This window comes from Paenibacillus agaridevorans (genome assembly GCF_018604145.1).
Taxonomy (GTDB): domain Bacteria; phylum Bacillota; class Bacilli; order Paenibacillales; family Paenibacillaceae; genus Pristimantibacillus; species Pristimantibacillus agaridevorans.
Map to the genome: position 1 here is coordinate 8,418,625 of NZ_CP075889.1, position 25,989 is coordinate 8,444,613.

Here is a 25,989-nt window from a genome sequence, read left to right on the forward strand (position 1 = left end):
AGGCGGTGCAGTTAAATATATGCCTAAAGCGGCGATTTCTCGCGTAGCGACTTCCATAAGGCAAGCTGTTCTTCCAATTGTTCTACCACGGCGTCTACCTCGTGCGTAAACAGCACTTGACCCTCTCCGTCGGATTCGACCACCAGCTTGGCGATGGAACGTGAGAGCTCGCTTTGACGAGGAAGCTCTTGCTGCAGCTTGCGCAGCAAATCGGACACGTTGACGTTTTTACTCGCCGCCCCGGCTCCAGCCGCTTGCGAAGATGAACCGTCTGCCGCCCTTCCGGCGCCGTCGAAAGCGGATGGGTTTAACGGTTCGCCAGCGGCGCCACTAGCCGCCTGTGACGTCGTGTAGCCAGTCGATGCCGTCGCAGCCCCGGAAGCCGACGCCTCAGTTGTCGTATTCGATGCCGCCCCGGCCGCCGTTGCACCAGTTGCCGCCGTCGCAGCCCCGGAAGCCGACGCACCAGATGTCGCATTCGATGCGCTTCCAGTCGCCGGTCCCTTACGATTTGGTTCGTCAGCCTCCGCTTCCTCAGCCGCTTTCTTGTTCTTCCGGTTCTGCTCGTACACCGACCAGGTCTCGATCAAGCCGCTGCCCGTCTTGAGCAGCAGCTTCTCTTTGGTGTTGTCGGAGATTGTTTTGTCCTTGAACAGCTTGGCGATCTTCTTGACGTCGCTGACGGGAAGCTCGTCCCGCGCTGCGATGAGCGCCAGAGGATCCCGATGCTCCATGGACAGATCCTTAAGCGGCAGCAGTTGATCCTCCGTCAGCTTATCCTTGCGAATCTCCGTCCCGCTGACGATCAGCTTCTGGACAGCCTTGCTGAACTTCAACAGCTCGCACTTGTTCTTAATGTAGCTCTCCGGCTTGCCGAGCTTGGCGGAGAGAAACTTGAGCGAGCTGCGGAACCGTCCATCGTTCATCAGCTTATCGAACGCGATAGCCTCCTCGATGGGGGAGAAGCCCTCTCTCGTCAAGTTCTCCGCGATCTGCTCCAGATAAATTTCCATCTCGTCCGATGTGGTAGAAACGATACACGGGATCGTCTTCCGTCCCAGCATCTCGGTAGCCTTGTACCGGCGATTGCCATAAATGATACGGTACCGTCCGCCTTCCATCGTCCGAACCTTGATGGGAGAGAGCAGTCCCAGTTCCTCGATGCTCTGCATGAGCTCCCCCAGCGCTTCCTCGTCGAACTGATAGCGCGGCTGATCCTTATCCTCTTCGATGAGCGACAAGGGAATTTCGATAATGTCCATGAGTTCTCTCCTTCATCTATGCATTATGATCGTCGTATTCCTTCTAGATACTACTGATACTTCTATTATAACTGAGCGCTGATACGAATCAATGAAAGTCCACGAGATACAAGGTTGTTTCATCCCTGCCTCCTGCGGTTAATAGTAATCAAGCTAGCGAATGACAATTTCAAAAGGAGTGATTCCTATGTTAGGCTGGGCACTATTGTTTTTCATTTTTGCAGTAGCAGCGGGCATCTTCGGATTTATGGGGATTGCCTCCGCGATGGCGGGCATAGCCAAAATCTTATTCGTCGTATTCCTGGTTCTATTCATTGCTTCTCTTATTCTCGGCAGAAGGCGAGTCTAACTGACGGGGGCGGAAGCTGCGACAGAACGGAGCGGAGACAAAGAACATCACCTGCAAGCATCCATAAGCTGCAATTATAAGTGCAAGTTCAAAAAGCTCGGTTTTCAGCCGAGAAGATGGAGGGAATTCATATGACAACGATCAACACGCAACTGACGAAGGTTCACACGGTAATGACGAGGGAAGAAGTACAGGAGCAGGTGGAACGGTTCCGCCGGGAAGGTTATGCGGAGGATCGGATTTTCGTTCTGACGCATGACAAGACGAGAACGAAGCGAATCGCGGAGCGGACGGATGCCGAAGAGATCGGCATCATGGATCAAGGACTCGGGACCGCGATCGGCAATATCTTTCGCAGCACGGGAGACGAGCTCAGAGCCAAGATGAGGTCGCTGGGCGTGGCCAAGGCGGAGGCGGAACGTCTCGAGGTCGAGATGGATCGCGACAAAATCGTTGTCATCGCTTGGGGCGGTCGCGAATACGAAAACGATGATTATGACCGCGAAGTTTACTTTCACCCTTATATGATGTACAACAGCTATAATAACCAACCGCCATTGAAATAGGTTGCAATAGCCTGCCCGCGGGGGTAGGCTATTGTCATGGGCATTTATGCGACTCTAGCAAGCATTAATGGGAGGAACAGCACGTGAGCATTATAATCGTAGACGACAATATAACCAACCAAATGATTATTCGCGCTATTCTGACCAAGGCCGGATATACCGATACTCGCATCGCCTCTTCAGCAAGAGAGCTGTATGACCTGCTTGGTTTGGAGGATGACTCCGCTCCGGAGGAGCCCGTCGATCTGATTCTGATGGACATGATGATGCCGGAAATTGATGGGCTTGAGGCTTGCAGACGCATTCAGGCGGAAGAGAAGTACAGGGATGTGCCGATTATTTTCGTTACGGCGGTCGGTGATTCCAATAAGCTTGCAGAGGCGCTCGATGCGGGAGCGTCCGATTATGTGATGAAGCCGATCAACAAGCTGGAGCTGTTGGCCCGGATGCGGTCAGCCCTGAGACTCAAGCATGAGAAGGATTGGCATAAGGAGCGCGACAAGCGGATCCAATACGAGCTGGAGCTCTCCAAACAGGTACAGAGAAGCGTTCTTAGCGGACCGATCCGCAATAGGAGCATCGAGATCGAAGCGGCCTACCGTCCCTCTTCGGAGCTCGCCGGCGATTATTATGCCTGGTTCCGGATGGATGCCAGCAGGTACGGCGTTATTCTGCTGGATATGATGGGACATGGCATTTCTTCTTCGCTGGTTTGCATGTTTATTTCGTCTGTGCTGCGCGATATGATCATGCGCGTTAACGATCCCGTAGAGGTGATGCAGGAGCTGAATCGCTACATGGGAGGGCTCTATCGATCGGATGAACTGATTAACTATTACTTTACGGCTATTTTTGTCGTGGTCGACACGGATTCGAGAAGTATGGAATATGTGAATGCCGGTCATCCGGCAGGTGTTATTCTCTCTGGCGGCGAAGTGGTATATATGGAGCCTACGGGACCTGCCGTCGGTTTGTTCGATAATCTTGCTATTCGGAAGGTGAAATTGGCTTATGAGCCGGGTACGGATCTATTTCTGTATACGGACGGATTGTTGGATGCGCTTGAGGTTAGCGACTGCGGCATGCGGGAGCTGGCCGAATCCATGAGCTCGAAGAAAAGCATGGAGCTTAATCCCGAGGAACTCGTCGAGTCGCTGCTGGCCGAGCATGGCGGGGATAAGCAACGTGACGATATCTGTCTGGTACGTGCCGTCCTGCACTAAACTTTCCTTGCGAAAATAATTCCGACCTGCTGTTTCAAACCCTTCGGAATGGTTTATACCTTATGTATAGACTCTAGCAAAGCGTTTGATTGCAGGGAGGGTTTACGAATGAAAATATTCCTTTTTGTGGCACTGATAGTAAGCGGAATGTTATCGACTGGCGGAGAAAGCCAAGATCATACAGGATTCGAACCGGTGGTCGCTTCGCCGGATCACGTCGGGGCGAGTCAAACGGCGCCTCCCGAAGGAACTGAGCCTCGCGAATGGCCAAGCGGAGAAGCTGCATATTTTCCGGAGGAGGAATCTTCCGTTGTGCAGACCGTCGACCAGGACGAGGCTGCATTGGGCGCCGAAGAAGGTATTCTGCTTCGAAGCGTTCAGGAGCTTACGTTGTACGACGACCGCGCGGCGGTCATAAGCAAGCTGGGCGAGCCGCGCGGCGTAACGCAGGATGAATTCTACAGCGATCTTGTTATTATGGAGTATGAAGATCTGCGCGTTGTTTTCTCCGGCGAATACATCCAGGCTATTGATATTCCCGGCGATGCCAAGGAGATTTTGCTGGACGATGTTACGGTTCCCATGACGGTTGCCGATCTTAAAGCCGTATTAGGCGAACCCGACTATATCGCGGAAGACGGAATCGTCTTCCAGCGAGACGAAGCGCTGCTTAAGCTGTTCCTGGACGAAGAGACAGGGGAGCTTGCATATATCAGCTATTATCATTTGGCAACGGTTTAATCCCCTCAAGAAATTGTGAACAGGCATTTATTATTTTTAAGAAAGCGAAGTGAACTCATGATGAAGTTGGAACCATTCAAGATTAGAACCGAAGAGCAGGGCAGCGAATACGTCATGTATCTGGAGGGGGAACTCGATCTGGCTGCCGTGCCGCAACTGCAATGCGCGCTTGAGCATGTGTTGAAACGCAAGGATATCGCGCTTGTTTTGAATTTAAGAAATTTGACGTATATCGACAGCACGGGTATCGGCGTTATCGTATCTATTTTGAAGACACGGGATGGATTGCGAGCACCGTTCTACGTACAGGAGATACCGGCCAAAGTAAAGCGTTTGTTCGACTTGACGGGTATTTCGGGATATATAAAGGAAGGAGCCGGAGCGTAAGAGATGAAAGCTGTTCAATTGCACATACCGGCTCATGCGGATCAAATCGACTTGGTCAGAATTTGTTTGTACGGCATCGCCAGCAAGCTTGGTTTCGAATACGAAGATATCGAGGACATGAAGGTGGCCGTATCGGAGGCCTGCAGCAACGCTGTTCTGCATGGAGGACATTCCGGAGAAGGCATGATCGAGATCACCTTTCACCACGATGACCAAGCCCTTGTTATCCAGGTGCACAACGAAGGTTCGCCATTCGTCCTGGAAGGGGCCGGGCTGGCATCCACTCCGCTGGGCGGAGCAGCAGTCTCAGAGCTCCAGGCTGGAGGGCTTGGCATCTATTTGATGGAGGCGCTGATGGACAAAGTGGAGGTATTTCCCACGTCAGAAGGCACCGATGTATGGTTAACCAAATATCGCCAATGAGACAAACTTCTATCGAAGTCGTTCGTGGGTGCGGGATTCGGTTTCCGAATGCTCGAAGCTTATATATTCGATTGTGTTAAAAAAGAGGCGCTCAAACCAGTTGAGGCCTCTTTTTGCGTGCTTATTGCTTATATAGGATCGCTGCTTTTGCGGAAGATCCGCTGCTCCGGGTTAAACTCCGTAAAGCCGTTACGATGGGGGGCCAGCAGCGATTCCTTGCTGCCAAGAACGAGGAAACCGTCCGGCGCCAGGCTTTCGTTAAGTATGCCGTGAACGCGAGACTGCAGCGCAGGGTTGAAATAGATCAACACATTTCTGCATAAAATGACCTGGAATTCATTGAACGAGCCGTCCGTAACCAGATTATGCTGCGCGAACACCATATGATTTTTGAGCGTGGGAAGGAATCGCGCGTAGGCATGGTCGGTTGTGTAATAAGCGGAGAACTCCCGTGATCCGCCTGCCTGTAGATAATTTTTGGTATAGGCCTGCATGCGCTTAAGCGGAAATCGTCCTTCCTTGGAGAGGGCGATTGCAGCTCTGCTCATATCCGTCGCATAGATCATCGTACGTTCCAGCAGCCCCTCTTCCTCCAGTAAAATGGCCATAGAGTATACTTCTTCTCCGGTCGCGCAGCCGGCGTTCCATATTCGCAATCGGTCATACTGGCGGAGCAGGGGCACCACTTCCGAGCGGAACGTCTGGAAGAATGCCGGGTCTCGAAACATCTCCGTCACCTTGATGGAGAAGTCCTCCAGCAATCGTTCCATGCAGCCTTCTTCGTGTAAGATACGATCCTGCAGCGAGGATATCGTCAAAGCGCCTTCCAGATGCATGCGATGGCGAATTCTTCGGCGAAGCGATGAGCGCAAGTAGTTGCGGAAGTCGAAGCCGCGCATACGATGAATGGCCTCAAGCAACAGATCAATCTCCAATTCCTCTAGCTCCGTAATGGCTATGTCGTCGTCGGCATCGCCTGCCGCGGCTTCTTCGTACGCGGCGAAATCATCTGTTCGCCTGCCCATTCTGGCGTAATCGAAACTTTCGAACTCCGGCATTAATGTCCCACCTGCTTTGTCAGCCAAACCCTCATCAGCGAGAACAGCTGCTCCATGTGGATGGGTTTGCTGATATAATCCGAAGCACCTGCTTGCAGACAGCTTTCCTGGTCGCTCTTCATCGCTTTGGCCGTGAGCGCAATGATCGGTTTGTCGTGCATGGCTTCATCCGCACGCAGCGCGCGAGTCGTCTCGAAGCCGTCCATGATCGGCATCATAATGTCCATAAGAACCAGATCGAAGTCGGAGTCGCTTGCTACGATGTCCAAACATTCTCGTCCATTGCGTGCGACAACGACTTCCAGCCCTTTGTTCTTGAGCGCTTTGTCAATCGCAAAAATATTGCGTTCGTCGTCCTCCACCAGCAAAACCCGCTTGCCCAGGAACAAGGCGGTTTCTTCGGAAACGTCCTTTCCAGAGCTTGCGGCGGCAGGCGCGTTCTTTACGGGCTCCGATTGCGAAATCGGAGGAGAATCGGCTGCCGTCGCGTTATCACCGACGTTTACGTCCGCGAACGGACGTCCCGGAGCAGAATAGGAAGCCGACGCTTGCATAGACGCCTGCTCCAGCTCGATTGCGGCACAATGAGTCGCCGGCAAGTACAGGGTGAAGGAGCTTCCCTTATGAAGCTCGCTCTCCACGACGATGCATCCGCCTAGCAGATTGGCAAGCTCGTTGCAGATGGAGAGTCCCAGGCCAGTTCCGCCATACACGCGATTTGTGTTGCCGTCTAATTGCTGGAACGCTCCGAAGATCAGATCTTGTTTGTCTCTAGGTATGCCTATGCCGGTATCGACGACGGAGAAAGCAAGCAGCTCCTCCGGGGCGCTGCCGGGCATCTTATCCGCCACAACAGCTGGATCTGCCTGATGGAGCTTTAACGTGACGGTACCGGACTCGGTAAATTTGAACGCGTTGGACAACAGGTTTTTCAGAATTTGCTGGAGGCGTTGACCATCCGTGCGGACAACGCTCGGAATATCGTGCTGCAGCTCGATGCGGAACGTAATGCCTTTTTTGTCCGCTACCGGGTCGAACAGCATCCTCATCATTTCCGGAATTTCGGTTACATTGACGTCATCCATGACGAGAGCGATTTTGCCAGCCTCGATCTTGGACAAATCCAGAATATCATTAATGAGAGAGAGCAGATCATTCCCGGACGAATGGATGACGCGGGCATAACCTTCCTCTTCTTCCGTAAGCAGCTTGTTCTCGTTCTCGTAGAGCATCTGGGACAGGATCAGGATGCTGTTAAGCGGCGTTCGAAGCTCATGCGACATATTGGCAAGGAAGTTGGATTTGTACTGCGCGCTCTGTTTGAGCTTTTCGGCGTAAGCTTCCAATTCGGATTTGGCATGCTCCAGCTCCCTGGTTTTCTGTGCGGCAAAGAGGTTCTGCTCCTCCAGATGCTCTGTCGTCATTCGCATCTCTTCCTGCTGCATCTGCAATTCCTCGGATTGCGCCTGCAACTCCTCGGTCTGTGTCTGCAGCTCCTCCGTGAGAGCTTGAGACTCGCTCAGCAGGCGCTCTACTTCCATACGGCCCGTTACATTGTCGATGGTGACGCCGAAGTAGTCCTCGATGCTCTCGAGCAGCTTCAGATGCTGGGCAGTAAACGGTTCAAGCGAAGCGAACTCGACAACGGCTACGACTTTGCCCTCGTATTCGATGGGCACAATAAGCAGATTGCGAGGATGAAGCTCGGTCGTCCCGGATTGAATGCCGGCTTTGTAATCGTCAGGCGCGCTCAGCAGGTACGTTCTTTTATCCATCGCGCATTGACCGATGAGACCTTCGCCGAACCGGAAGCTTGCCCTGGCCTCTGCATCACCGGATTCCGCATAAGCCGCCAGCTTGTTCATGCGAGGCTCCGACCCTTTGGCACCTCGGATATAGAAGACGCCGTAAGGTGCGCCGACCATGGGAGCCACGCGGCTTAGGAATGATCGTCCAAGCTCTTCCAGATTGTTCAGGCCTTGCGTCATCGTGGCAATCTCCGCGACCCGGGTTGTAATCCAGGATTGGGCCTCCAGACTGACAAGAAGGGCATTTGTAGCCTCGGCAAGCTCCTTGATCTCGTCATTTGTTTTCACATGTATTCGCTTCGAAAGATCTCCCTTTGCAACGGATATCCCTGCAATTGTAGAGGAAACCTGCCGTATCGTCTTGACGATGGAGCTCGAGACAAAGGATACGATGAGCAACGAAACAATGACGACTGCAAATAGCAGAATATACAGGCTCAGAGTGACGACGCGATTGCGGCTTTCGAGCTGTAGAATATAGGATTTGGTATCGTCGATATGGGACAAGCGCATATCCTCCAGTTGAGTCCGGAGCTTGTCGATATCGGCTTTGCCGGGATCGTTCCGGTAAAACGTCTGGATGCCCTCTGTGTCGTTATTGGCCCTCATTGCGATTGTCGGTTCGCCGGTGGTGTTAATCCAGTTCTGAATCGTCAGCTTGATCGCTTCCAATTCTTTGAGCGCGCTCGCGTTATTGTCAAGCAAGGCCGCAAGACTGTTGTGGTTGGCTTCCCATTGGGACTTGCCTTCTTGGTAGGGCAATAGATAGGCTTGTCTGCCCGTAAGAAGGTAGCCGCGCTGGCTGGTCTCCATGCTGACTACGTTGTATCGAATATTCGTTATAAAATTTTGGATCTCCAGGTCTCGGGTAATAATCTGCTCCATCTCATTGTGCAAAGTATTAATTCGTTCGGATACGACGGCGATCGTAATTCCGAGACAACAAATGATAAGCAAATAACCAATCGCGATCTTCATGCGAATGGTGTAATTCATATTTTTAAACATAGGGCAGTGGTCCTCTCATTATAGGTTCCGTCCTAAATTAACGATTTAATTTATAAACAACCTCTATAAACAGCCTCTCTTAAACTATTAACCATTATAGCATGTATCGTCCCATTACCCAATTCGGAGGCGGCTTATTCCAGCTGTTTCAAGAGACTTTCGGCGGGGTAAGAACGGATAGAGCATCATAAACCATGAATTGAGGTGACCTTAATGAATATTCTAATCGGCATTTGTTTGGTCGTGATCACCGTATCTCTCATCATATTGGTCTTAGCGGTGACTAGGACGGTCAAACAAGCGGAGACGTTTATTGCGGAGACCAAACGGACCGTTAACGAGCTCCGGACGGAAGTGCTGCAGATGAGCAGCGAGGCCAGGGAAGTTGTTCAGAATACGAATGCGGTTACGGTTGACGCAAGGCGCAAGCTGAAGGATCTCGATGGATTGTTTCATACTGTCAGCGACATCGGAGAAGCGGCGCATGCACTCACGACGGCCGCGAAACATGCGGCGGCAGGCGTGCTAGAGAAGACGACTGCGAAGACGGAACAAGCGACGCGCGCCGGCATCTCCAATGCTGCGAGAATGGGGCATGAGTCTGCGGGAGCGGGCAATAGCGGAGCCCAGATTAGAAAGACGGCAGCTGCCATTGCAGAGATGGTTGCATCGTCGGTTAAGATCTGGAGCAGAATGAAAGCCAACTGAGTTATACTAGATGAAGACGGAGAGGAACGTGTATATGATGAGCCATTCGCCAATCAAGCTGCGCATACCCGCGGAAGCCGACTATCTGGATATTGTCCGCGCTGCTTTGTATGCCATTGCCGCCAAAGCGGGATTCCCTTATGAGGATATTGAAGATATGAAGGTTGCGGTGACAGAAGCCTGTTCTAATGCCATCCTCCATGCCTATAAGGGAAATGATGACAGAGGCGAGGTCGATGTAGAGTTTATTTGCCATGAGGATGGTCTGACTATGACCGTAAGAGATTACGGCGGCGCCCGTGAAGAACGACCCGAACCGATAAGAACGGCCGGGCTGCAAGGGACCCCTATCAGTGATGCGCCGATCGGCGGCCTGGGTTTGTTCATGATGAGGGCGTTGATGGATGAAGTCAAGGTCCGGGTGAATAACGGTACGGAGGTTGTACTCACCAAGCGCATGAGCAGAAATGAGGAGATGGTATGAATTCAAGTTCCTCTGAGCTGACTCCGCAGCAAACGATGCAGCTTCTGGAGCAGTATCAAGAGACGGGCTGTAACGATACCGCGACGGCGCTCCTCCGACATTACGAGCCAATCGTTCGGATGGCGGCGGGCAAGCTGTCGAGGAGCAGGCCGGATCTGTACGAGGATATGTATCAGGTTGGCCAGATGTCTATGTTGCGGCTCTTCGCGCAGTATAATGCAGATCGTGAAATTCCGTTCGAAGCATACGCGATGAAGAGCGTAGTCGGACATCTCAAAAATTATTTGCGGGACAAGTCCTGGTATATTCAGGTGCCGAGGCGCCTTAAGGAGAAGGGCTTGCTGCTCGGACGCGCGATCGACGACTTATCCGTGCAGCTTGGCCGTTCGCCGAATGTAGATGAGATTGCGAATTATCTGGAGCTGTCGGTTGAAGAAACCATAGAGGTGATGACATCCAGAGAATCGTACCAATATGTGTCGCTTGATACGCCATTGTCCTCCGAGGGAGAAAGCGCTGCTACGATCGGCGACATGATCAGCACCAATAACGACGAGATGCTGACGCTGGATGGTCGTCTGGATCTCCAGGAAGCCTTCGGCAAGCTCAAGGATGAAGAAGCCAAGGTGTTGACCCTGGTCTACTCCAGCGGGCTGTCGCAGCGCGAAATCGCAGCCAAACTGGGTATCTCCCAGATGAGCGTGTCCCGCATACAGCGCCGCGCGATCGGCAAGCTTCGCGAGCTTCTGGGCGATGATTACGGCGAAAGCGCCGAGGCTCTGGAAGAACGGGATGACTAAGCATTTCGCGTTGTCCTTGCGTTCTGCTGCAAATTGCCTTTATGCTGTTAATAAACGCCGCCAAGCATCATTGGGGGCGGATTAACTGCATGAAGGCATTTTTTAGGAGCCTAGGAAAGGAGGAAACCATCCTTGCGTATGATCATAGAAAATATCGACAAGCAATTCGGCGACAAACAGGTTCTGCGGTCCGCAAGCTTCAGCTTTGACGGCGGTAAGATATACGGACTTCTGGGCCGTAATGGAGCGGGAAAAACAACGCTGTTCGACTGTTTAAGCGGAGAGAAGGGAATGGATGGCGGACAGGTGCTGCTGGAAGAGAACGGCCGTACGCGGAAGATAACCGAACAAGACGTGGGATACGTCTATTCGCTGCCTATTCTGCCCGAATTTCTGACCGGGTATGAGTTTGTTAAATTTTTTATGGATATCAATAAGAACAAGCTGCAAACGGAATTGACGATCGATGGCTGCTTCGAAATGATGAGCATGACGGAGGAAGAACGGCATCGGCTGATCAAGGGATATTCGCACGGCATGAAAAACAAGCTCCAGATGCTGTTGTTCCTCATCACGAAACCTCCGATTATTTTGCTGGACGAACCGCTAACCTCCTTCGACGTCATTGTGGCTCTGGAGATGAAGCGAATGCTGAAGGAGCTCAAGAAGGATCATATTCTCATCTTCTCGACCCATATTCTGCAACTGGCCTCCGATCTGTGCGACGAGTTGGTTGTCTTGCATAAGGGAGAATTGTCCGCAGTGCCGTCCGAACTGCTTCATAGTGCGGAATTTGAGCAATCCGTCATTAATCTGTTGAAGGATGATGAGCATGCTGAGAATGTTTAGTACGCTGCTGGCGATTCGCACATCCATCGCTGCCAACCTGCTTATCTTCTACATTCAGAAGCTCCCGGTCATGGGCAAGCTTATCAAAAGCACGATTTACGCCAATCTTGAGCTTAAAAAAATCATTTCCGTCGCCGCGCTCCTGCTTTCATGGATATGGGGTTTCCTGCTCCGATTTATGTATATTGGACTTTTGATTTATCTGCCTGTCGTGAGTATAGGAGAAGATTTGACGAAGGCGGAGCAACTTGGTCAGTTTATACATATTTTTACCATCGTCAGCTTTGTGATAGCGGCTGTCAGCAGCGCGACCATCCTGGAGCCCAAGCGGGAGAAATATATCGCGGTTAAGCTGATGAGATTGTCGCCAGCACGCTATATGAAAACTACGCTGGCCTACCGTTATACGACCTTCGGCATCTATTTGCTGCCTGCCATGTTATTATTCGCGGGACTTCTGGGAGCCTCCATCTTGGAATCCGTTATGCTGACGGTGCTGCTTGCGCTGTGGCGTATTGTAAGCGAATATTTGCATCTCAAGCTTTTTGAACGGACCGGCGTGGTATTGATTAAACAAACAGCGATTGTTTGGAGCGTTATTCTGGCTGGATATGCCGGGGCGTATGCGCCGCTGCTGCTTGGTGCGGCTCCCATAACGGATAACGTCCTTCTTAATCTGCCGCTGTATATCGCGATCCCATTGGGAGGGGTGTTTGCTGCTTTCCAACTGGCTCGTTATATGGGATACAGAGAAGCCGTTGATGCCGCCACTAAGCGAGACGACCCGCTGCTTAATATGGGCCGTATGATGGCGGATGCGCAGAAGAAAAGCGTGGAAACGAAGCAAAGCGATTATGACGCCGTGCTTGTCGGGAAAGGCAGGCTGATCAAAAAGGAAGGCCATGCATACCTTAACGAATTGTTTTTCATGAGGCATCGGAGCTTGATTCGCGGACCGATTAACAAACGACTCGTCATCATAGGAGCAATTGGAGTAGTCGGAGTCATCTTTATGCTTCTATTCCGCGGGCAACTGCAGGGACAGCAATGGAATACGGGTACCATCATTCCTTTTCTGGTTCTGACCATGTACTTCCTGTCTGTCGGCGATAGTATATGCAAGGCCATGTTCTACAATTGCGATCTCAGTCTGATGAGGTACAGCTTTTACCGCAGTTCGGCCTATGATCACTTTAGAATCCGGCTGGGCGTCATGGTCAAAAATAATCTGCTTATTGCCGCAACCCTCGGTTTAGCGATTACGGCCGTCACAGCCGCAACGGGGCGCGAGTGGCTCCATCTTGAGCTGCTTATGGTATGGGCTTGCGTCATCTCTCTGGCGATTTTCTCTTCCGTTCACCACTTGTTTATGTATTACTATCTCCAGCCGTATTCGACGGAGCTGAATGTCAAAAATCCGCTTTTCTTTGCGGTAAACCTGCTTGTTTCATTTGCGAGCGGTTTTAGTATTATTTGGCGCGGGCCATCTTCTTCGTTTACGATTGTCATTGTCGGCGCGACTCTGCTGTACCTGATTGTCGCTTTGATGCTGGTGCGGAAGCACGGGGCAAGAACGTTCCGGGTCAAATAAAATCGGACATGCGGGCGCAGGGCCACGCGACAATCTGTCGCGTGGCCCTGCGATAACCCCGCTTATTGCGCCGGGTCAGGCTGGAGCCCTTTGCTCTTAACCTCGGAGTTGGTTGGCATTTTGTCCATCTCCTTGCCGAGGCGCTGAATATCGTCTTGCAGCGGTGCCATGGAATTGATATCGGATTTTACGCCGTCAACCGCTCCCTTGACGCCGTCTACTGCGCCTTTAACGCCCTCAACGGCTCCTTGTGCCGCTTCCTTCGTGTTTTCGCAGACGCTTGCGGCAACCTCTTTCGTACGCTGCCCAAATGCTTGCAGCGCGTTCATCAAATCGGCTCTAAGTTTCTCGCCAGACTTCGGCGCGAGGAGCAGGGCTGCCGCCGCTCCGATGAGTCCTCCTACTACTGCCCCGGTTACGATGCCACTTGATCCTTGTTCCTTAGACATATGCGATCACTCCTGTTCTCGAATTGGTAAAGGCGTCCTTGCCTTATGACTCTACTTAACCCATCCCCCCGAACTTGAATCACTCGGTTATAATTCCTCCATTCTGTAAAATATAACTTCATCTGATCCAGATGGGAGATGAAGAGAAGGATTGTCACCGAAAAAGAAATGGATTGTCGCCGCTGTATGGCTGCTCCTTGCCATTGCGATCGGCTTGCCCTGGTTCATGGACACGGCATCGCGCCCCAGTGCCAGTTCTGCGGAGGCCGTGGGATTAACGCTTTCAAAGGCGGCAATCGAGAAGTATGACGTTATAGTTGCGGGGACAGACCCGGAGGGGATTGCTGCAGCATTGTCCGCGGCGAGGAACGGACTTCGTGTGCTGCTCGTAGATGGCAAAGGGCGAGATCGGCTGGGGGGCCTGCTCACGATGGGCTGGCTTAATTCGCTGGATCTGAATCTGGCTCCTCAGCAGACTGCCGAGGCGAAGCGGAGCGGGAATTATGATTTTCTGAACAAGGGCATCTTCCAGCAGTGGTACGATCAGCTTGGCGGGACTTCGTTTGATGCTAATGCGGCGGCAGATCTGTTCGAGCAAATGGTCAGAGACGAGAGGAATATTTCGCTTCTATTAGGTGTCAAATCCATGGAACCCAAGCTAGAAGGTAAAGCAGTCCGGGGACTGGCCATTACCGATGGGAACGGGCGACGCCGCGTCCTGCAAGCGCGGGCGGTCATCGACGCGACGCAGGATGGCGATATTGCCGCTCTGGCCGGCGCGCCTTACACCGTCGGGCGCGAGGATCTTGGCAATCCGGATGCGCGCATGGCCGTTACGCTCGTGTTCAAGCTAAGCGGCATGACGGAGGACATTTGGCAATCCTTCGGCAGACGCAAGGATACCGGCGTGGATCAAAGCAGCGCATGGGGGTTCCTGGAGGCGAGCAACTATCCCTCCTCCAATCCGGACAGGGTGGCGCTGCGCGGATTGAACATTGGAAGGCAGAAAGACGGTACGATACTCGTCAACGCCATGCATATTTTTGGCGTAGATCCTCTCGATCCGCTCTCCGTGCAGGAAGGGCTGCGGATCGGGAGGCGGGAAGCGCCGCTAATTGTGGAGTTTTTGAAAACAACGTTCGAGGAAATGAAAGATCTGAGCTACGCCGGCACGGCGCCGGAGCTGTATGTACGCGAAAGTCGGCATATGCAGGGGGAATATCGGCTGACGATGGCGGATTTGATGGAGAACCGGGACTTCTGGGATGCGATCGCGTATGGCTCTTACGACGTCGATATCCAGCGGCTTGGACGAGGTGATTACGGCGCGATTATGATGTCGCCCCGGCAATACGGCGTTCCATTTAGAACCCTCGTTCCCAAAGAAATCGATGGGCTGCTCGTCGTCGGGAGATCCGCCAGCTTCGATTCGCTGCCTCATGGCAGCGCCCGTGTCGTCCCGCTCGGCATGGCGACGGGAGAAGCGGCCGGAGCAGCTGCCAGGCTGGCCCTAGACGAGGGAATATCGTTCCGGCAGTTGGCCGCATCAAGGAGCGGAATCTCGAAGCTCCAAGCTATGCTGCGCGGCCAAGGCATGGACCTTCGCATGCGCGAAGCAAAGCAGCCGGCGTATCAGGGCCATCCGGCTTACCCGGGACTGCTGGCCGCGGTCAGCATGGGCATGACGCTGGGCGGATATGACAATAATCGCTGGGATCTGGACGGCCTGTCGAGCAAGGACCGATATTTGACGATGATGCAGAGGCTGGTCAAGATGCATCCCCGCTATTTCCGGGGCAAACCTGATGGAGTGATGGCCGGCTATTTGAAGTCGGGGGAGCCGGTTACGCTTGAAAATGCTGCCCATGCGTTGCTGCTGACGTCGGGAGTTCAGGTTAATCGTGAGCAAGCGGTAGCTGAATTAAAGAAGCGGGGTTGGATAACGCCAGCGACTTGGTCGCTGATCAGCCATCCCGGCGGCCTGACGAACGGAGAGACATTCATGCTGGTGCGAGACGCCGTCGCCAGACATGCGGGCGTGACATATCGGTAAGTGTGAACCTGCCAGCCATATCCCTTTAATGCGCATATATAAACCTATACCCTCGATATTGCTGCTAGGGGGACACTGTGCGTTGGGAGCTGCGCGCGGTGCAGATTCTAATCCCACCCTTCTCCTTCACACCGACCGTGACCCTACATTACCATTTGGGAGTTGGCTCTTAGCGGTACGGGTGTCAGCGGGTGGGGAAATTTGGAGGAATACCTCCCACTAATCACAAGAATACCCTCGAATTTTTCTAACTAAAGGGAAAAACGCCGTCTAATTCGCTGCTTTCGAGTCTGTATTGATGGTTTCGGGCGAATTAGAGGGTACTTTTCCCTTAATTTTATCCAGGGAGTGGCGATTGATAAATTTAGTGGGAGGTTTTCCCACTCGCTTCAATCGACCCCCATTAGTCAAAAGAATGAGAAGCTTCGCAGCCCGCTATTTGAGTTACCAATGCAACTGGATTGGCGATAACACCTACCTAACGCTTCAGAAGAGGCTTTGCGTTGCAAAGCTGGAGTTCGCTCATCTTCGAGAGGCCTTGCGAGAGGTTTTCTTTACTAGAATGTTCTTTATTAAGAACAAAAATGGTGTTATAGTAGATAATGTGTTCCATAACAAGATCGGGGGTCAAGGTGAAGGATGGCATGGCGCAGCGAGTATCAAACGGGCACGGTTCCTGCAATGCTGGAGCAACGGGCTTTGGAGCATCCGGGCGCGGTTGCTTATTGTTTTCCTGAGTGGGGGCAACGACACACTTGGCGCGACATCTGGACGGAGGTGCGTCCGCTTGCCTGCGGGTTGCGCCGTCTTGGCGTGCGCAAAGGCGACAAGGTCGCCCTGCTGATGACAGGGCGAATGGAAATGATTGTCGCGATGTATGCGGCAGCTTGTTTGGGCGCGATACTGGTACCGCTCAATGCTTACTCCCGCAAGGAAGAGCTGGCCGTGTATCTCGAAGAGTCTTCCCCCTCTGTGTTGCTGCTTGGAGCGGAAGGCCACAAGCAGCAGTATCCCGCCATGACAAGAGAACTGGCGGAGGAGCTTAAGACGCGTCATGGCTCACTGCCGGATTGGCTGCCCGGAGCGGAGCGAATATTCGTGGTTGGCGGCGGATCAGATGGCGACAGATGCGGCTTCCGTTCCTATCGGGAGCTGGCGACGAGCATTGGTACGAAGGAAGAAGAGGATGCCCTATTCCGGGAAGCAAGTCAGCAAACGGCGGCTCGCGACCCGCTCGTGCTGCTGTTCACCTCGGGTACGCTCGGCAAGCCAAAGGGCGTACTGCGTACGACGGCTTCCTTTCTTGCGCCGTCGGCTAAGGAGCCGGGACGAGGCCGGTTAGCTACCTTAACGGCAAAAGCGAACAGTTGGATCATGACGCGATTTAATATGCTGAATTTGCTGCCTCTCTACCACATGGGGGGCTTCGCAACGATTCTTACGACGATGACAAGCGCACCCGTCGCCACGGTCATGCTTAGCCGCTACAACCCCATGCAAGCTTTGGAAGTCATCGAGAAGGAACGCTGCAGGGTACTTGTCGGCACGCCGTATATGCTGCAGGGAGTGATTGGCGCTCCCGAGAGAAGCCGGTACGATCTGACATCGCTGATTGGAGTGGCATTTACTTCGGCTGCCGTTAACCCCGTCATTATCAGGCGTGTGACGGACGAGCTGAAGCTGCGATTTTTTCTGGTCAGCTATGGCTCCTCCGAGGCGGGGGCGGTGGCGAGCGGCACCTGTCTGATGGGAGGGGGGATTGTGCTGCCGCTTCTATACCGCATGCTTAAGCACACCAGGCTGCTGGGCGGACTTATTCCTTACGATAAATTTATGAGCGAGAAATACAGTCTCGCGGGCAAGGTTGACCGAAGCATCGAGATCCGTATCGAGGATCCCTTGACGGGGCTAGCCTTGCCACGCGGCGAGCAGGGGGAAATTCTTATTCGCGGGCATCGGGTCATGCGATATATTCGCGACGAGGCGGAGCGCCCTTGCCATCAGCACGACGGCTGGTACCGTTCGGGCGATCTGGGCACGATCGACGAACAGAATCAGCTTACCATTGCGGGACGAATGCACCGGATCATTTCGCGGGGCGGCGAAAAGATCTCGCCGGTCGAAATCGAGAACGCGATTCTGCGAATCCGCGATGTAGAGGATGTGATGGTGCTCGGCATTCCCGACGAGCTGTACGGGGAGCAGATCTGCGCATGCGTCGTGCCGAAGCCGGGAGCCAAGTTGTCGGCGGAGCGCCTGCGGGTGGAGCTGGCTCCGTACCTGTCTGCGTTCAAGCTGCCGAAGGAAACGATCTTCCTGTCCCAGCTGCCCATGTCCGGAACGGGCAAAGTATCCGTAGCGGAGATGAAGCAACTGGTGCTGCAGGAGCTTGGCTCGCTGCGGAGACATGCGTAATGAGGCGGTTCTACCCCGGCATTACGTTGTTCAAGCTGGCCGGCGCGACTCTCGTGCTGGTTGCGCACGCTCTCTTGATACCATCCATGGTTGCGATGGACCTGCCGCCGCTTGCGTCATTCCTTATGTTGGAGGGACGTGTCGTCGTGCCGTGTTTTTACGTCGTATCGGGCTTCCTGCTGTACAAGGGGTGGTCGCATGCTTCTAAGCCAGGAGCCTACGTCAGGAAATATTGGCTCCGGATCGCCGCCGTATACGCCGTCTTTTGCCTGTTGTTCGCAGCCGAATTCAATGTGCCCGCGCTGCTCCAAGGCGGACTGGGATTATCCAACCTCATTCTGCAGGCTAAAATATTGGTGATGGCCGTGTTCGTGAACGGCCCGCTGCTCCAGCTGTGGTTCATTCCGCCCTTGCTGTTCGGTTCCGTCGCAGCCTACTGGTTGTTGAACCGGCTGTCTCTTAAGATGATTCTTATCATGCTCGCTGTAATGTATGGTGTCGTCCAGTTAGCCTCGGGCAGCTTGCTCAGCTTTACGGGGATGGGCCAGGTTGACATTGCGTCGCTGCCAGGTTTCTTGTCGACAGGCGCCACTCGTTATCTGGGTTTCGGGCTTACATTTGTCGTGATGGGAGCATTATTGGCGAAATACGAGGAGCTATTCCTGAGGATGAATGTCCGCTTGGTTGCGGTACTCGCGATTGGCGCCACGGCTGCGGAGACGGTGTTATTGACGACTCTCGCACCTTGGAGCGATGCCTACAAGCTGACATTCGCCATGCTGCCGAATACGGCGCTTCTGTTCTACGGCGTGCTTCGCATTCGCAACGCGACCATAACGGCGCATCATCGTCTGCTGAATCTATTCAGCATCGTCACGTTCGTCGGACATATCCCGCTAATGCGATTAAACAAGATTCTGTTCGGCTGGGGTGGAAGCTTGGACCTCGTCCTGTGGCAGCAGATGCTGCAATCGCTGCTTACGTTCGCCGAATGCGCGGCGCTGACCCTGTTGCTTTATCGCAGGAGCCGCAAGTCCGGACTTGCGGGTGAGCGCGCGGCATCGCCAGGAGAGGTGGAAGCGGCGGCGGGAATGTCTTCCGACCCGATGATTGGGTCGCAGCGGCAGACGCGGACTTCCGCGGGGATGACCGCCCATAAATTTAAAGGCTGAACTGAATGGAGGCTGTTTTCGCAAGGTCACGAGGGTGACGATGCGGGATCAGCTTCTCTTATGTAATTGCAGAGCTGCTTGTTGGCACTCGTAGCCCGAAAAAATCGGGTTAAGAACGCCGCGAAGCTACTTTGAGTGCTGTAGCCCGAAAAAATCGGGTTACATATCGCCGCGAAGCTACTTTGAGTGCTGTAGCCCGAAAAAATCGGGTTACAGAACGCCGCGAAGCTACTTTGAGCGCTGTAGCCCGAAAAAATCGGGTTACAGAGCGCCGCGAAGCTACTTTGAGTGCTGTAGCCCGAAAAAATCGGGTTACAGAGCGCTGCGAAGCTACTTTGAGTGCTGTAGCCCGAAAAAATCGGGTTACAGAGCGCTGCGAAGCTACTTTGAGTGCTGTAGCCCGAAAAAATCGGGTTACATATCGCCGCGAAGCCCCATACAGCTTGATTAGCGGCAACTCCAGCAAAATTCACGAGTAGAATGTCGTTTCGGTTGCCTTGCGCATACAAAACTTAAGAAGCTCCCAGAACCACAGCAAGTGGGGCTGGAAGCTTCTTATTATTTTCCGATTCGGAGACTTTGGATGCAATTAACTGAAAGACGTTTCGAATGCCTTTTTGATGGCTTCCTGGTCGTGCGAGATGGAGAACAGCACATAGTTGTCGTTACGGATAATTTGATAGTTTTTGGCATCCTCGTATTGGTCCGGGAGGTAGGTCGAGAACGTCTCGATGATGTCCTCGGCGCGTTTCGTTAAACCTTCCTTAACCGCATCATAGTGCTTAGAGGATTTCAGTTTGACGACGACCAGCTCCGTTGCTTTGACGTTCATCATCGCTTGTTTGAATATACCTTCCTCGAGCAGTTCGGCTCCGTCGAAGTAGTAGAAGTCTTTGATCTGCTCTCCGGAAACCTCGATAAGCGCCGGCAACTCGATGTCACCCGTTATGTTGGCCGCGATATCACTCACCGCCACATTAGCGCCAGGAGTATCGGGCTTGGCCGTCGGGCTGGGCTTCGCGGTAGGCTTGGCGTCAGGTTTAGTTGTTGGTTTCGCAGTAGGTTTAGTTGTAGGTTTAGTCGTCGGCTTAGTCGTCGGCTTTGCTGTAGCCGCAGGCTTCTCCGCGGGTTTGACCGTCGGCTTGGCGCTCGGGGCGGGTTTCTCGCCAGCGTTGCCCGAGGCTGATGCGGATGGTTTAGTTCCGGGTCGATTCGCATCCACTGGTGGGGACGCGGAAGGAGCTGCCTCCGCTTCTTCTGATGGAGCTGAAGACTCCGTCGAAGGTGAAGCAGTCGGGTTTGATGTTCCGTCCGCAGGCGAATTTTCCGGCGAGGCGCTCTGATCCGGTGTTTCCGTCTGGCTGGCGTTGCTGCTGCTTCCGTTGGAGTCGTTACTGCTCCCGTTGCTGCAGCCGGAGGCGACCAGCGATAGGGCGATGGTGAGAGTAGCTGCGATTTTGAGCCAAGGTGTGCGATGATTCATTATGTAATCTCTCCTCGTCATGATGTCGAACATCTAGACGGGAGGAGAGAGAGTAAGGTTGCAGAAGGCGTAAAAGCTATGACTCCGTACCCAAGTATGTTGATAGTTCCGGCGAAGCAGCGCAGAAACGTGCCCGAACAGCCGAGTTTCGGTGACACTGGCAAAGCAGCGCAGAAACACGCTAGAACGGCTCGAGTTTCGGTGACACCGGCAAAACCTCGCAGAAACGCGCCGAACGGCCGAGTTTCTGCTACGCCGGAAAAGTAGCTCAGAGACGCGCCGGAACGGCACGAGTTTCTGCGACACCAACAAAGTCGAACTGAACACACTAGTTAGTGTAAGGATTTGGAGTGATGCAGCCGCGTGCCCGCCGTCCATACGCCCAGTGATTGGTGGGACCGTGTCCCGAGCCGATGTCCAGGCTGTCTTCGATGGCCGCGCGGATAAACGACTTGGCGAGTTCGGCGGCTTCGGGGACGTTCAGTCCCGCTGCAAGTCCTGCCGCCAGCGCGGCCGAATAGGTGCAGCCTGTGCCGTGCGTGTGCCTCGTATCAACGCGAGGGCTTTCCCAGTAGCGAAAGCGGCCGTCGTCGTACAGCAGATCGACGGTGACGTCTCGCGTCGATTCGTCATGTCCGCCTTTGATAGCGACGCTGCCGGCCCCCATCGCAACCAGCAGCCGCGCCGCTTCTTCGCGATCCGCCATCGTGGCGATCTTCATCCCGGTCAGCGTCTCCGCTTCCGGGATGTTCGGCGTGATGACGCGTGCCAGCGGCAGCAGACGTTCCTTTAGCGAGCGCAGCGCATCTTGCCGCAATAGCTCGGAGCCGCCCTTGGCGATCATGACGGGGTCGATGACCAGATTTCGCCAGCCGAAGGAAGCAACCTGATCCGCGACGGCGTCAATGATAGGCGCTCCGACGAGCATGCCTGTTTTGACCGCATCCGGAGCCAGGTCATCGCCTACGGCGCCGAGCTGAGCGACAACGGCGTCTGCGGTCATTGGATAGACGGCGCGTACCCCCAGCGTATTTTGCGCAGTAACCGCCGTGACCGCCGACATGCCATAAACGCCGAGCTCCTGAAACGTCTTGATGTCGGCCTGAATGCCGGCGCCGCCGCCGCTGTCCGACCCTGCAATCGTCAGCGCCTTGCGTACGGTGCCATCGTCTCCTTTGGGAGCTTGAGCCTTCATTCCGTCGCCCCCTTATCCACGCCATATCGTTGCAGCGCCCAGGAGACGGTCTGCTTCATGCGGGCGATGAGCCGATCGTTCTCGACGATGCGGATGCGTTTGCCGAGGAAACGCGCCTTCGACAATACGTATTCCTGCTCGTTAAGCGAGAAGTACAGCTTGATCCGGTATTCGTCCCGCTCTTCGTCGAACGACACCTCCCGCTCGAAGCAGGAGAAAGCGTACAGGATGCGCGACAGCTCCTCGTTATAGGCCGGCACAACGGCGATGACGGCCTCGGCCCGGCGCGAGACGAGATAAGCCTTGGCCTGGGCCGTACATCTTGCGAAGCGTTCGGGATCGCAAGGCTTCTCGCTGACCTCGGCGAGCTTCGACAGCCTTGTGTTCATCAGCATGCTTTTGCGGGAGTCGTACCAGAGCAGATACCATTCCCGCTTTACCATGGAGTATTCCAGCTTGAAAGGAATTGCGTTCTCGTGGGCGTTGGAGCCGCCGCTCTTAACGCTGTACGCGATCCGAAGTGCACTGCAGGCATGGATGGCACGGCGAATGGTGCGGATATGGGGGTGGTACACCATCTTCTCCTTGCTGGCCGCCTTGTGCAGCAGATGCGGCGTCCAGTCGACGACGGGCTCCTCCCGGAGCATGTCGCGCAGCTTGTCCAGCGTCTCCGGGAGAAACGCCTCCTCCGCGGCGGGATGCGCTAGCATGGACTTCAGCCATGAGCGCTCGTGGGAGGTAACCATCGCCGCGCCGCCGTCCTGCAGGCGGGAGAGGAGCTGGTAATTGAATATTTTCTCAAAGGGATTCATAATACGCTCTCAGCTCCTTCCATTCCGCAATCATTTCTTCCCGGAGCCGCGCCGGCTCCAATACCTCGCAGCTTGAGCCGAAGCTGCGAAGCCAAGGCTTAATCTCAATGATCCCGTTGACTTCGATCTCATAGAGGAACGATATTTCATCCTCCTCCGTAATGACGCCCCATTGTCCTTGCTGAAGCACGCGTTCGCGAACAAAGTCCGGGATCGACGGTCCCGGCTTATAAAAGCGAGCCCGGACGAGCGTCTTGCGGCCCGTGTCGACGAGCCAGCTGTGGCGGATGCGCTGCTCCAGCAGCCCAAGCTTTTCGTTCCAGCTGTCCGCGTCGGCGGCTTCGCCCACGGACAGATCCGTCACTCCTTCGAGCCGGTACTTCTTGATCCCGTGCCGCGCCCCCCAGCCTAGCAGATACCATCTCCCGTATTGATGATCGTAGACGATCTTGAGCGGCAATACCCTTTCCCGATTGCCTCCGGCCTCGCGTTCGAAGAGCGGATTGGTGTTGCGGGAGGAGTAGCTGGTCTCTTTTTTTGGCGAAAAATAACGAAAAGAAACATAACAACGCCCCTCGATGGCCTCGAACAACGGAAATAAGTGGGCCTCGTCCAGTATGCGGGAGTAATAATGGTATTTGTAGCGGAATACGTCCAGGCTCTCCGCGTCGAACCCGCGATCGCGCGTCAGCAGCTTGCTCATCATGTCCCGCAGCAGGTACCCTTGCACGGATGGGAGCTGGGTATTCGCCATCATGCAGGCGTAGTCGTGCACATCGAGCAGTTCGTCCTCCGCGAGCAAGCCTGCGAACCTGTCCCACAGCGCGTACCGATAAGGGCGCGGACCGGGCTCACGGGTAATGACGCCTACTCCCTCCAAATATTTCAGATCGCCGCGAATCGTCTTCTCATCCGGCAAGGCGAGCTCCGGCGGCATGGCTTCGCTGCAAGCGTCCAGCAGCTCCATAGCCGTCTTGGCGCCTTCCTTCATCGCGCCGAGCAGAATCGATAGACGTTCGCTCTCGGATTCTTTGAGCGACTTCGCGCGGAACAGGAACAGCAGCAGCGGGTCCGAGGAATCCAGATAGCTAAAGCGCAGCAGCTCCGCCATGTCGCGCTGCTCCGCGGCGCCGTCTCGTCCGTTAAGCGAGCTGGCGGCGATTTCGCGCAGCCGTTTCATCATTTTATCGAAGGTGTGGACGGAGATGCCGAGCTTCTCCGCATACTGTTGGCGGCTGTAGGCGCCGCTCGTCAAGGCAAGCATACGCAGGAACTGGATTTCCTTGTCGAAGCTTTCTCTGGCCATACTTTCTCTCCTCTCACGGTCCGTTTGGCGTTCCACTCATTGTAACAGTTCTGCGGCAGGTGCCCAAAGCTTAAATTTCCTTTCCCCTCGCCTAAGGGCATGACGGCGCTATCCTTCCAAGCTCCATAATGCGTCCAAGTCATCGCCTGGGAGACTGTGCTTCTCACGTTCATAACGCTCTCGTAATACTTTCGCCATGTTCGCAGTATTTGCCATCCCTTATGATAAAGAAGGTTCATAAAGCACTGGCGTTGCAACCCGGCGGGGATGTCCATTCATCCCGCAGTGCGGGCGCAAGTATGCGCTCGTATGCTGTGCGCGTGCAGGCTATGAACCTCCATTAATCGGGTTCGACTCCCGATCGCTTTAAGAGCGAGCTCATGGTAGAACACTCAACTGATAATTGAGTCCAAGTATGATTTTCCCCAGAAGACCCCGGGACGGGAGCGGACGAAGACGCCAAGGCGGATTCGCCGCGAACGGAGCTATGCAGCAGGGCGGCTCCCGATCGGCGCGAGGGACGAAGAATGTTTACTGGAAAGGCAGTGTGATGCAATCGAAGCCGGATTGCCGAGCGCTGCCCGGATAAGGGGCATGCCTGTCGTCCGTCTTAGCGCCCATCTCAAGCCCTGTTCCGCTGCCGGAGCGGTAGCGCCGCTTCCGTATCAGGTCGCCGCAACGAAAGGAGCAATGAACATGATACATACATTTACGGTTCGAAATGATCAGCGAGGCCTGTTGTTCAAAAAAGGAAGCTTTGTCAAACCGCTTCGCCCAGCCACATACCGATTCGCCGCTTGGTCGGGCTACACGATGACGATGATGAATCTTGCGGAGCCCTTCGCGGTTCCCGGCAAGGAGCTGATGTTTTTCTTGAAGGACGCGGAGCTGCGGAGCGAGCTTGCGATCGTGGAGGTAGGCGATCACGAATACGTTCTGCATTACGAGGACGGCAGGTTTTCCCGACTGCTGACGCCCGGCAAGTACGCCTTCTGGAATGTGGCCGTCAGCCATGATTTCCGCCGGATCGACGTTCGGGTACCGGAGCTCGGCTCCGAAATCGAACGCTCCATTCTGCCCAAGCTTGCGGGCTACTATCACATGCACGAGGTCGCAAGCTGGGAGACGGGGTTGCTCTTCTACGACAACGTTCTGCAGCGAGAGCTTCGTCCCGGCCGCTACTACTTTTGGAGAGGACCCGTCAGCGTCGCGCTGAAGAACGTCGATCTCCGCCAGCAGCAGCTCGACATGACGGGCCAGGAAATCATGACGGAGGACAAGGTGACGCTTCGCCTCAACTTCGTCTGCCAATTCCGCATCGTTCATCCGCTCAAAGCGCTGGAAATTCGCGGCTTCGACGAACAAATGTACATCTTGCTGCAGTTGATCCTTAGGGAATACGTCGGCACAATGAAGCTGGACGATCTGCTTCGTACGAAGCAGGAGATCGGCGCTTACGCGCTGGGCAAGCTGAACGAGCGCAGCGAGGAATATGGCGTCGCCTTCCAGTCGGCGGGCGTGAAGGACGTTATTTTGCCGGGCGATGTGAGGGATATTCTGAACACGGTTCTCCTGGCGGAGAAGAAGGCGCAGGCCAATCTCATCACGCGCCGCGAGGAGACGGCATCCACGAGAAGCCTTCTGAACACGGCGAAGCTGATGGACGAGAATGTCACCTTGTACCGTCTGAAGGAGCTGGAATTTCTGGAGAAGATCTGCGAGAAGATCGGCACGATCTCCCTGACGGGCGGCGGTGGCAGCCTGCTTGAAGGACTCAACTCGTTGCTTGCGGCGAATGGCGCGGGGGGAGCTGGCGGTGCGAGCGGAACGTAGCGGACTTAACGGTC

At 54.3% G+C, this 25,989-nt stretch carries 24 protein-coding genes; 15 read left to right on the forward strand and 9 right to left on the reverse strand.

What is annotated here, in order from left to right; translation table 11 throughout:
• Positions 1–23: 23 nt before the first annotated feature.
• Positions 24–1,262, reverse strand: a complete 1,239-nt coding sequence (locus KJW29_RS33570) for a ParB/RepB/Spo0J family partition protein (protein WP_214627888.1) — start codon at positions 1,260–1,262, stop codon at positions 24–26.
• A gap of 187 nt (positions 1,263–1,449) precedes the next feature.
• Between KJW29_RS33570 and KJW29_RS33575 the strand changes: the two genes are divergently transcribed.
• From KJW29_RS33575 to KJW29_RS33600, 6 genes are all read left to right on the forward strand, one after another.
• Positions 1,450–1,611, forward strand: a complete 162-nt coding sequence (locus KJW29_RS33575) for a DUF1328 domain-containing protein (RefSeq protein ID WP_087569682.1) — start codon at positions 1,450–1,452, stop codon at positions 1,609–1,611.
• 131 nt (positions 1,612–1,742) lie between these two features.
• On the forward strand, positions 1,743–2,177 hold the full coding sequence (locus KJW29_RS33580; RefSeq protein WP_214627889.1) for a YflT domain-containing protein: 435 nt from the start codon (positions 1,743–1,745) through the stop codon (positions 2,175–2,177).
• Positions 2,178–2,260: 83 nt separating this feature from the next.
• Positions 2,261–3,400, forward strand: a complete 1,140-nt coding sequence (locus KJW29_RS33585; RefSeq protein ID WP_214627890.1) for a PP2C family protein-serine/threonine phosphatase — start codon at positions 2,261–2,263, stop codon at positions 3,398–3,400.
• Positions 3,401–3,508: 108 nt separating this feature from the next.
• Positions 3,509–4,141, forward strand: coding sequence for a hypothetical protein (locus tag KJW29_RS33590; RefSeq protein ID WP_214627891.1), 633 nt, complete (start codon positions 3,509–3,511; stop codon positions 4,139–4,141).
• Positions 4,142–4,198: 57 nt separating this feature from the next.
• Positions 4,199–4,528: an STAS domain-containing protein gene (locus KJW29_RS33595; protein WP_246608490.1), complete on the forward strand. Its 330-nt coding sequence runs from the start codon at positions 4,199–4,201 to the stop codon at positions 4,526–4,528.
• A gap of 3 nt (positions 4,529–4,531) precedes the next feature.
• Positions 4,532–4,951 carry an ATP-binding protein gene (locus tag KJW29_RS33600; RefSeq protein ID WP_214627892.1) on the forward strand — a complete coding sequence of 140 codons (420 nt, stop codon included), beginning with the start codon at positions 4,532–4,534 and terminating at the stop codon, positions 4,949–4,951.
• Between the two features lie 128 nt (positions 4,952–5,079).
• On the opposite strand, the gene KJW29_RS33605 is transcribed toward KJW29_RS33600, so the two are convergent.
• Positions 5,080–5,976: a CheR family methyltransferase gene (locus KJW29_RS33605; RefSeq protein WP_214631433.1), complete on the reverse strand. Its 897-nt coding sequence runs from the start codon at positions 5,974–5,976 to the stop codon at positions 5,080–5,082.
• Between the two features lie 32 nt (positions 5,977–6,008).
• On the reverse strand, positions 6,009–8,825 hold the full coding sequence (locus KJW29_RS33610; RefSeq protein ID WP_214627893.1) for a response regulator: 2,817 nt from the start codon (positions 8,823–8,825) through the stop codon (positions 6,009–6,011).
• Positions 8,826–9,038: 213 nt separating this feature from the next.
• Between KJW29_RS33610 and KJW29_RS33615 the strand changes: the two genes are divergently transcribed.
• The 5 genes from KJW29_RS33615 to KJW29_RS33635 all read left to right on the forward strand — a co-directional run bounded on the left by KJW29_RS33615 (position 9,039) and on the right by KJW29_RS33635 (position 13,257).
• Positions 9,039–9,533, forward strand: a complete 495-nt coding sequence (locus KJW29_RS33615; RefSeq protein WP_214627894.1) for a DUF948 domain-containing protein — start codon at positions 9,039–9,041, stop codon at positions 9,531–9,533.
• Between the two features lie 10 nt (positions 9,534–9,543).
• Positions 9,544–10,017 (forward strand): ATP-binding protein, encoded by a 474-nt coding sequence (locus KJW29_RS33620; protein WP_246608492.1) that lies wholly within the window; start codon positions 9,544–9,546, stop codon positions 10,015–10,017.
• Positions 10,014–10,817, forward strand: coding sequence for a sigma-70 family RNA polymerase sigma factor (locus KJW29_RS33625; RefSeq protein ID WP_087569674.1), 804 nt, complete (start codon positions 10,014–10,016; stop codon positions 10,815–10,817). The genes KJW29_RS33620 and KJW29_RS33625 overlap by 4 nt, the downstream gene beginning before the upstream one ends.
• Positions 10,818–10,955: 138 nt before the next feature.
• On the forward strand, positions 10,956–11,666 hold the full coding sequence (locus KJW29_RS33630) for an ABC transporter ATP-binding protein (RefSeq protein ID WP_246608933.1): 711 nt from the start codon (positions 10,956–10,958) through the stop codon (positions 11,664–11,666).
• Positions 11,650–13,257, forward strand: coding sequence for a hypothetical protein (locus KJW29_RS33635; RefSeq protein ID WP_214627896.1), 1,608 nt, complete (start codon positions 11,650–11,652; stop codon positions 13,255–13,257). Before KJW29_RS33630 ends, KJW29_RS33635 begins: the two co-directional genes overlap by 17 nt.
• Positions 13,258–13,319: 62 nt before the next feature.
• Here KJW29_RS33635 and KJW29_RS33640 read toward each other — a convergent pair whose 3' ends face one another.
• Positions 13,320–13,706: a YtxH domain-containing protein gene (locus KJW29_RS33640; RefSeq protein ID WP_087569671.1), complete on the reverse strand. Its 387-nt coding sequence runs from the start codon at positions 13,704–13,706 to the stop codon at positions 13,320–13,322.
• Positions 13,707–13,857: 151 nt separating this feature from the next.
• Here KJW29_RS33640 and KJW29_RS33645 point away from each other — a divergent pair, with 151 nt between their 5' ends.
• From KJW29_RS33645 to KJW29_RS33655, 3 genes are all read left to right on the forward strand, one after another.
• Positions 13,858–15,759: an FAD-dependent oxidoreductase gene (locus tag KJW29_RS33645; RefSeq protein WP_214627897.1), complete on the forward strand. Its 1,902-nt coding sequence runs from the start codon at positions 13,858–13,860 to the stop codon at positions 15,757–15,759.
• A gap of 639 nt (positions 15,760–16,398) precedes the next feature.
• A complete protein-coding gene (locus tag KJW29_RS33650; RefSeq protein WP_214627898.1) occupies positions 16,399–18,174 on the forward strand; it encodes a class I adenylate-forming enzyme family protein in 1,776 nt (591 codons plus the stop codon).
• Positions 18,174–19,346, forward strand: a complete 1,173-nt coding sequence (locus KJW29_RS33655; protein WP_214627899.1) for an acyltransferase family protein — start codon at positions 18,174–18,176, stop codon at positions 19,344–19,346. The genes KJW29_RS33650 and KJW29_RS33655 overlap by 1 nt, the downstream gene beginning before the upstream one ends.
• Before the next feature lie 26 nt (positions 19,347–19,372).
• On the opposite strand, the gene KJW29_RS33660 is transcribed toward KJW29_RS33655, so the two are convergent.
• The 5 genes from KJW29_RS33660 to KJW29_RS33680 form a co-directional block, all read right to left on the reverse strand.
• Positions 19,373–19,855 carry a hypothetical protein gene (locus KJW29_RS33660; protein WP_214627900.1) on the reverse strand — a complete coding sequence of 161 codons (483 nt, stop codon included), beginning with the start codon at positions 19,853–19,855 and terminating at the stop codon, positions 19,373–19,375.
• 80 nt (positions 19,856–19,935) lie between these two features.
• Positions 19,936–20,829 (reverse strand): DUF4358 domain-containing protein, encoded by an 894-nt coding sequence (locus KJW29_RS33665; RefSeq protein WP_214627901.1) that lies wholly within the window; start codon positions 20,827–20,829, stop codon positions 19,936–19,938.
• Between the two features lie 328 nt (positions 20,830–21,157).
• Positions 21,158–22,024, reverse strand: coding sequence for a bifunctional hydroxymethylpyrimidine kinase/phosphomethylpyrimidine kinase (thiD, locus tag KJW29_RS33670; RefSeq protein ID WP_214627902.1), 867 nt, complete (start codon positions 22,022–22,024; stop codon positions 21,158–21,160).
• Positions 22,021–22,836, reverse strand: coding sequence for a WYL domain-containing protein (locus KJW29_RS33675; RefSeq protein ID WP_214627903.1), 816 nt, complete (start codon positions 22,834–22,836; stop codon positions 22,021–22,023). Before KJW29_RS33675 ends, thiD begins: the two co-directional genes overlap by 4 nt.
• Positions 22,823–24,142: a helix-turn-helix transcriptional regulator gene (locus tag KJW29_RS33680; RefSeq protein ID WP_214627904.1), complete on the reverse strand. Its 1,320-nt coding sequence runs from the start codon at positions 24,140–24,142 to the stop codon at positions 22,823–22,825. The genes KJW29_RS33675 and KJW29_RS33680 overlap by 14 nt, the downstream gene beginning before the upstream one ends.
• A gap of 696 nt (positions 24,143–24,838) precedes the next feature.
• Here KJW29_RS33680 and KJW29_RS33685 point away from each other — a divergent pair.
• Positions 24,839–25,975: a slipin family protein gene (locus tag KJW29_RS33685; protein WP_214627905.1), complete on the forward strand. Its 1,137-nt coding sequence runs from the start codon at positions 24,839–24,841 to the stop codon at positions 25,973–25,975.
• The last annotated feature ends 14 nt before the right edge of the window (positions 25,976–25,989 follow it).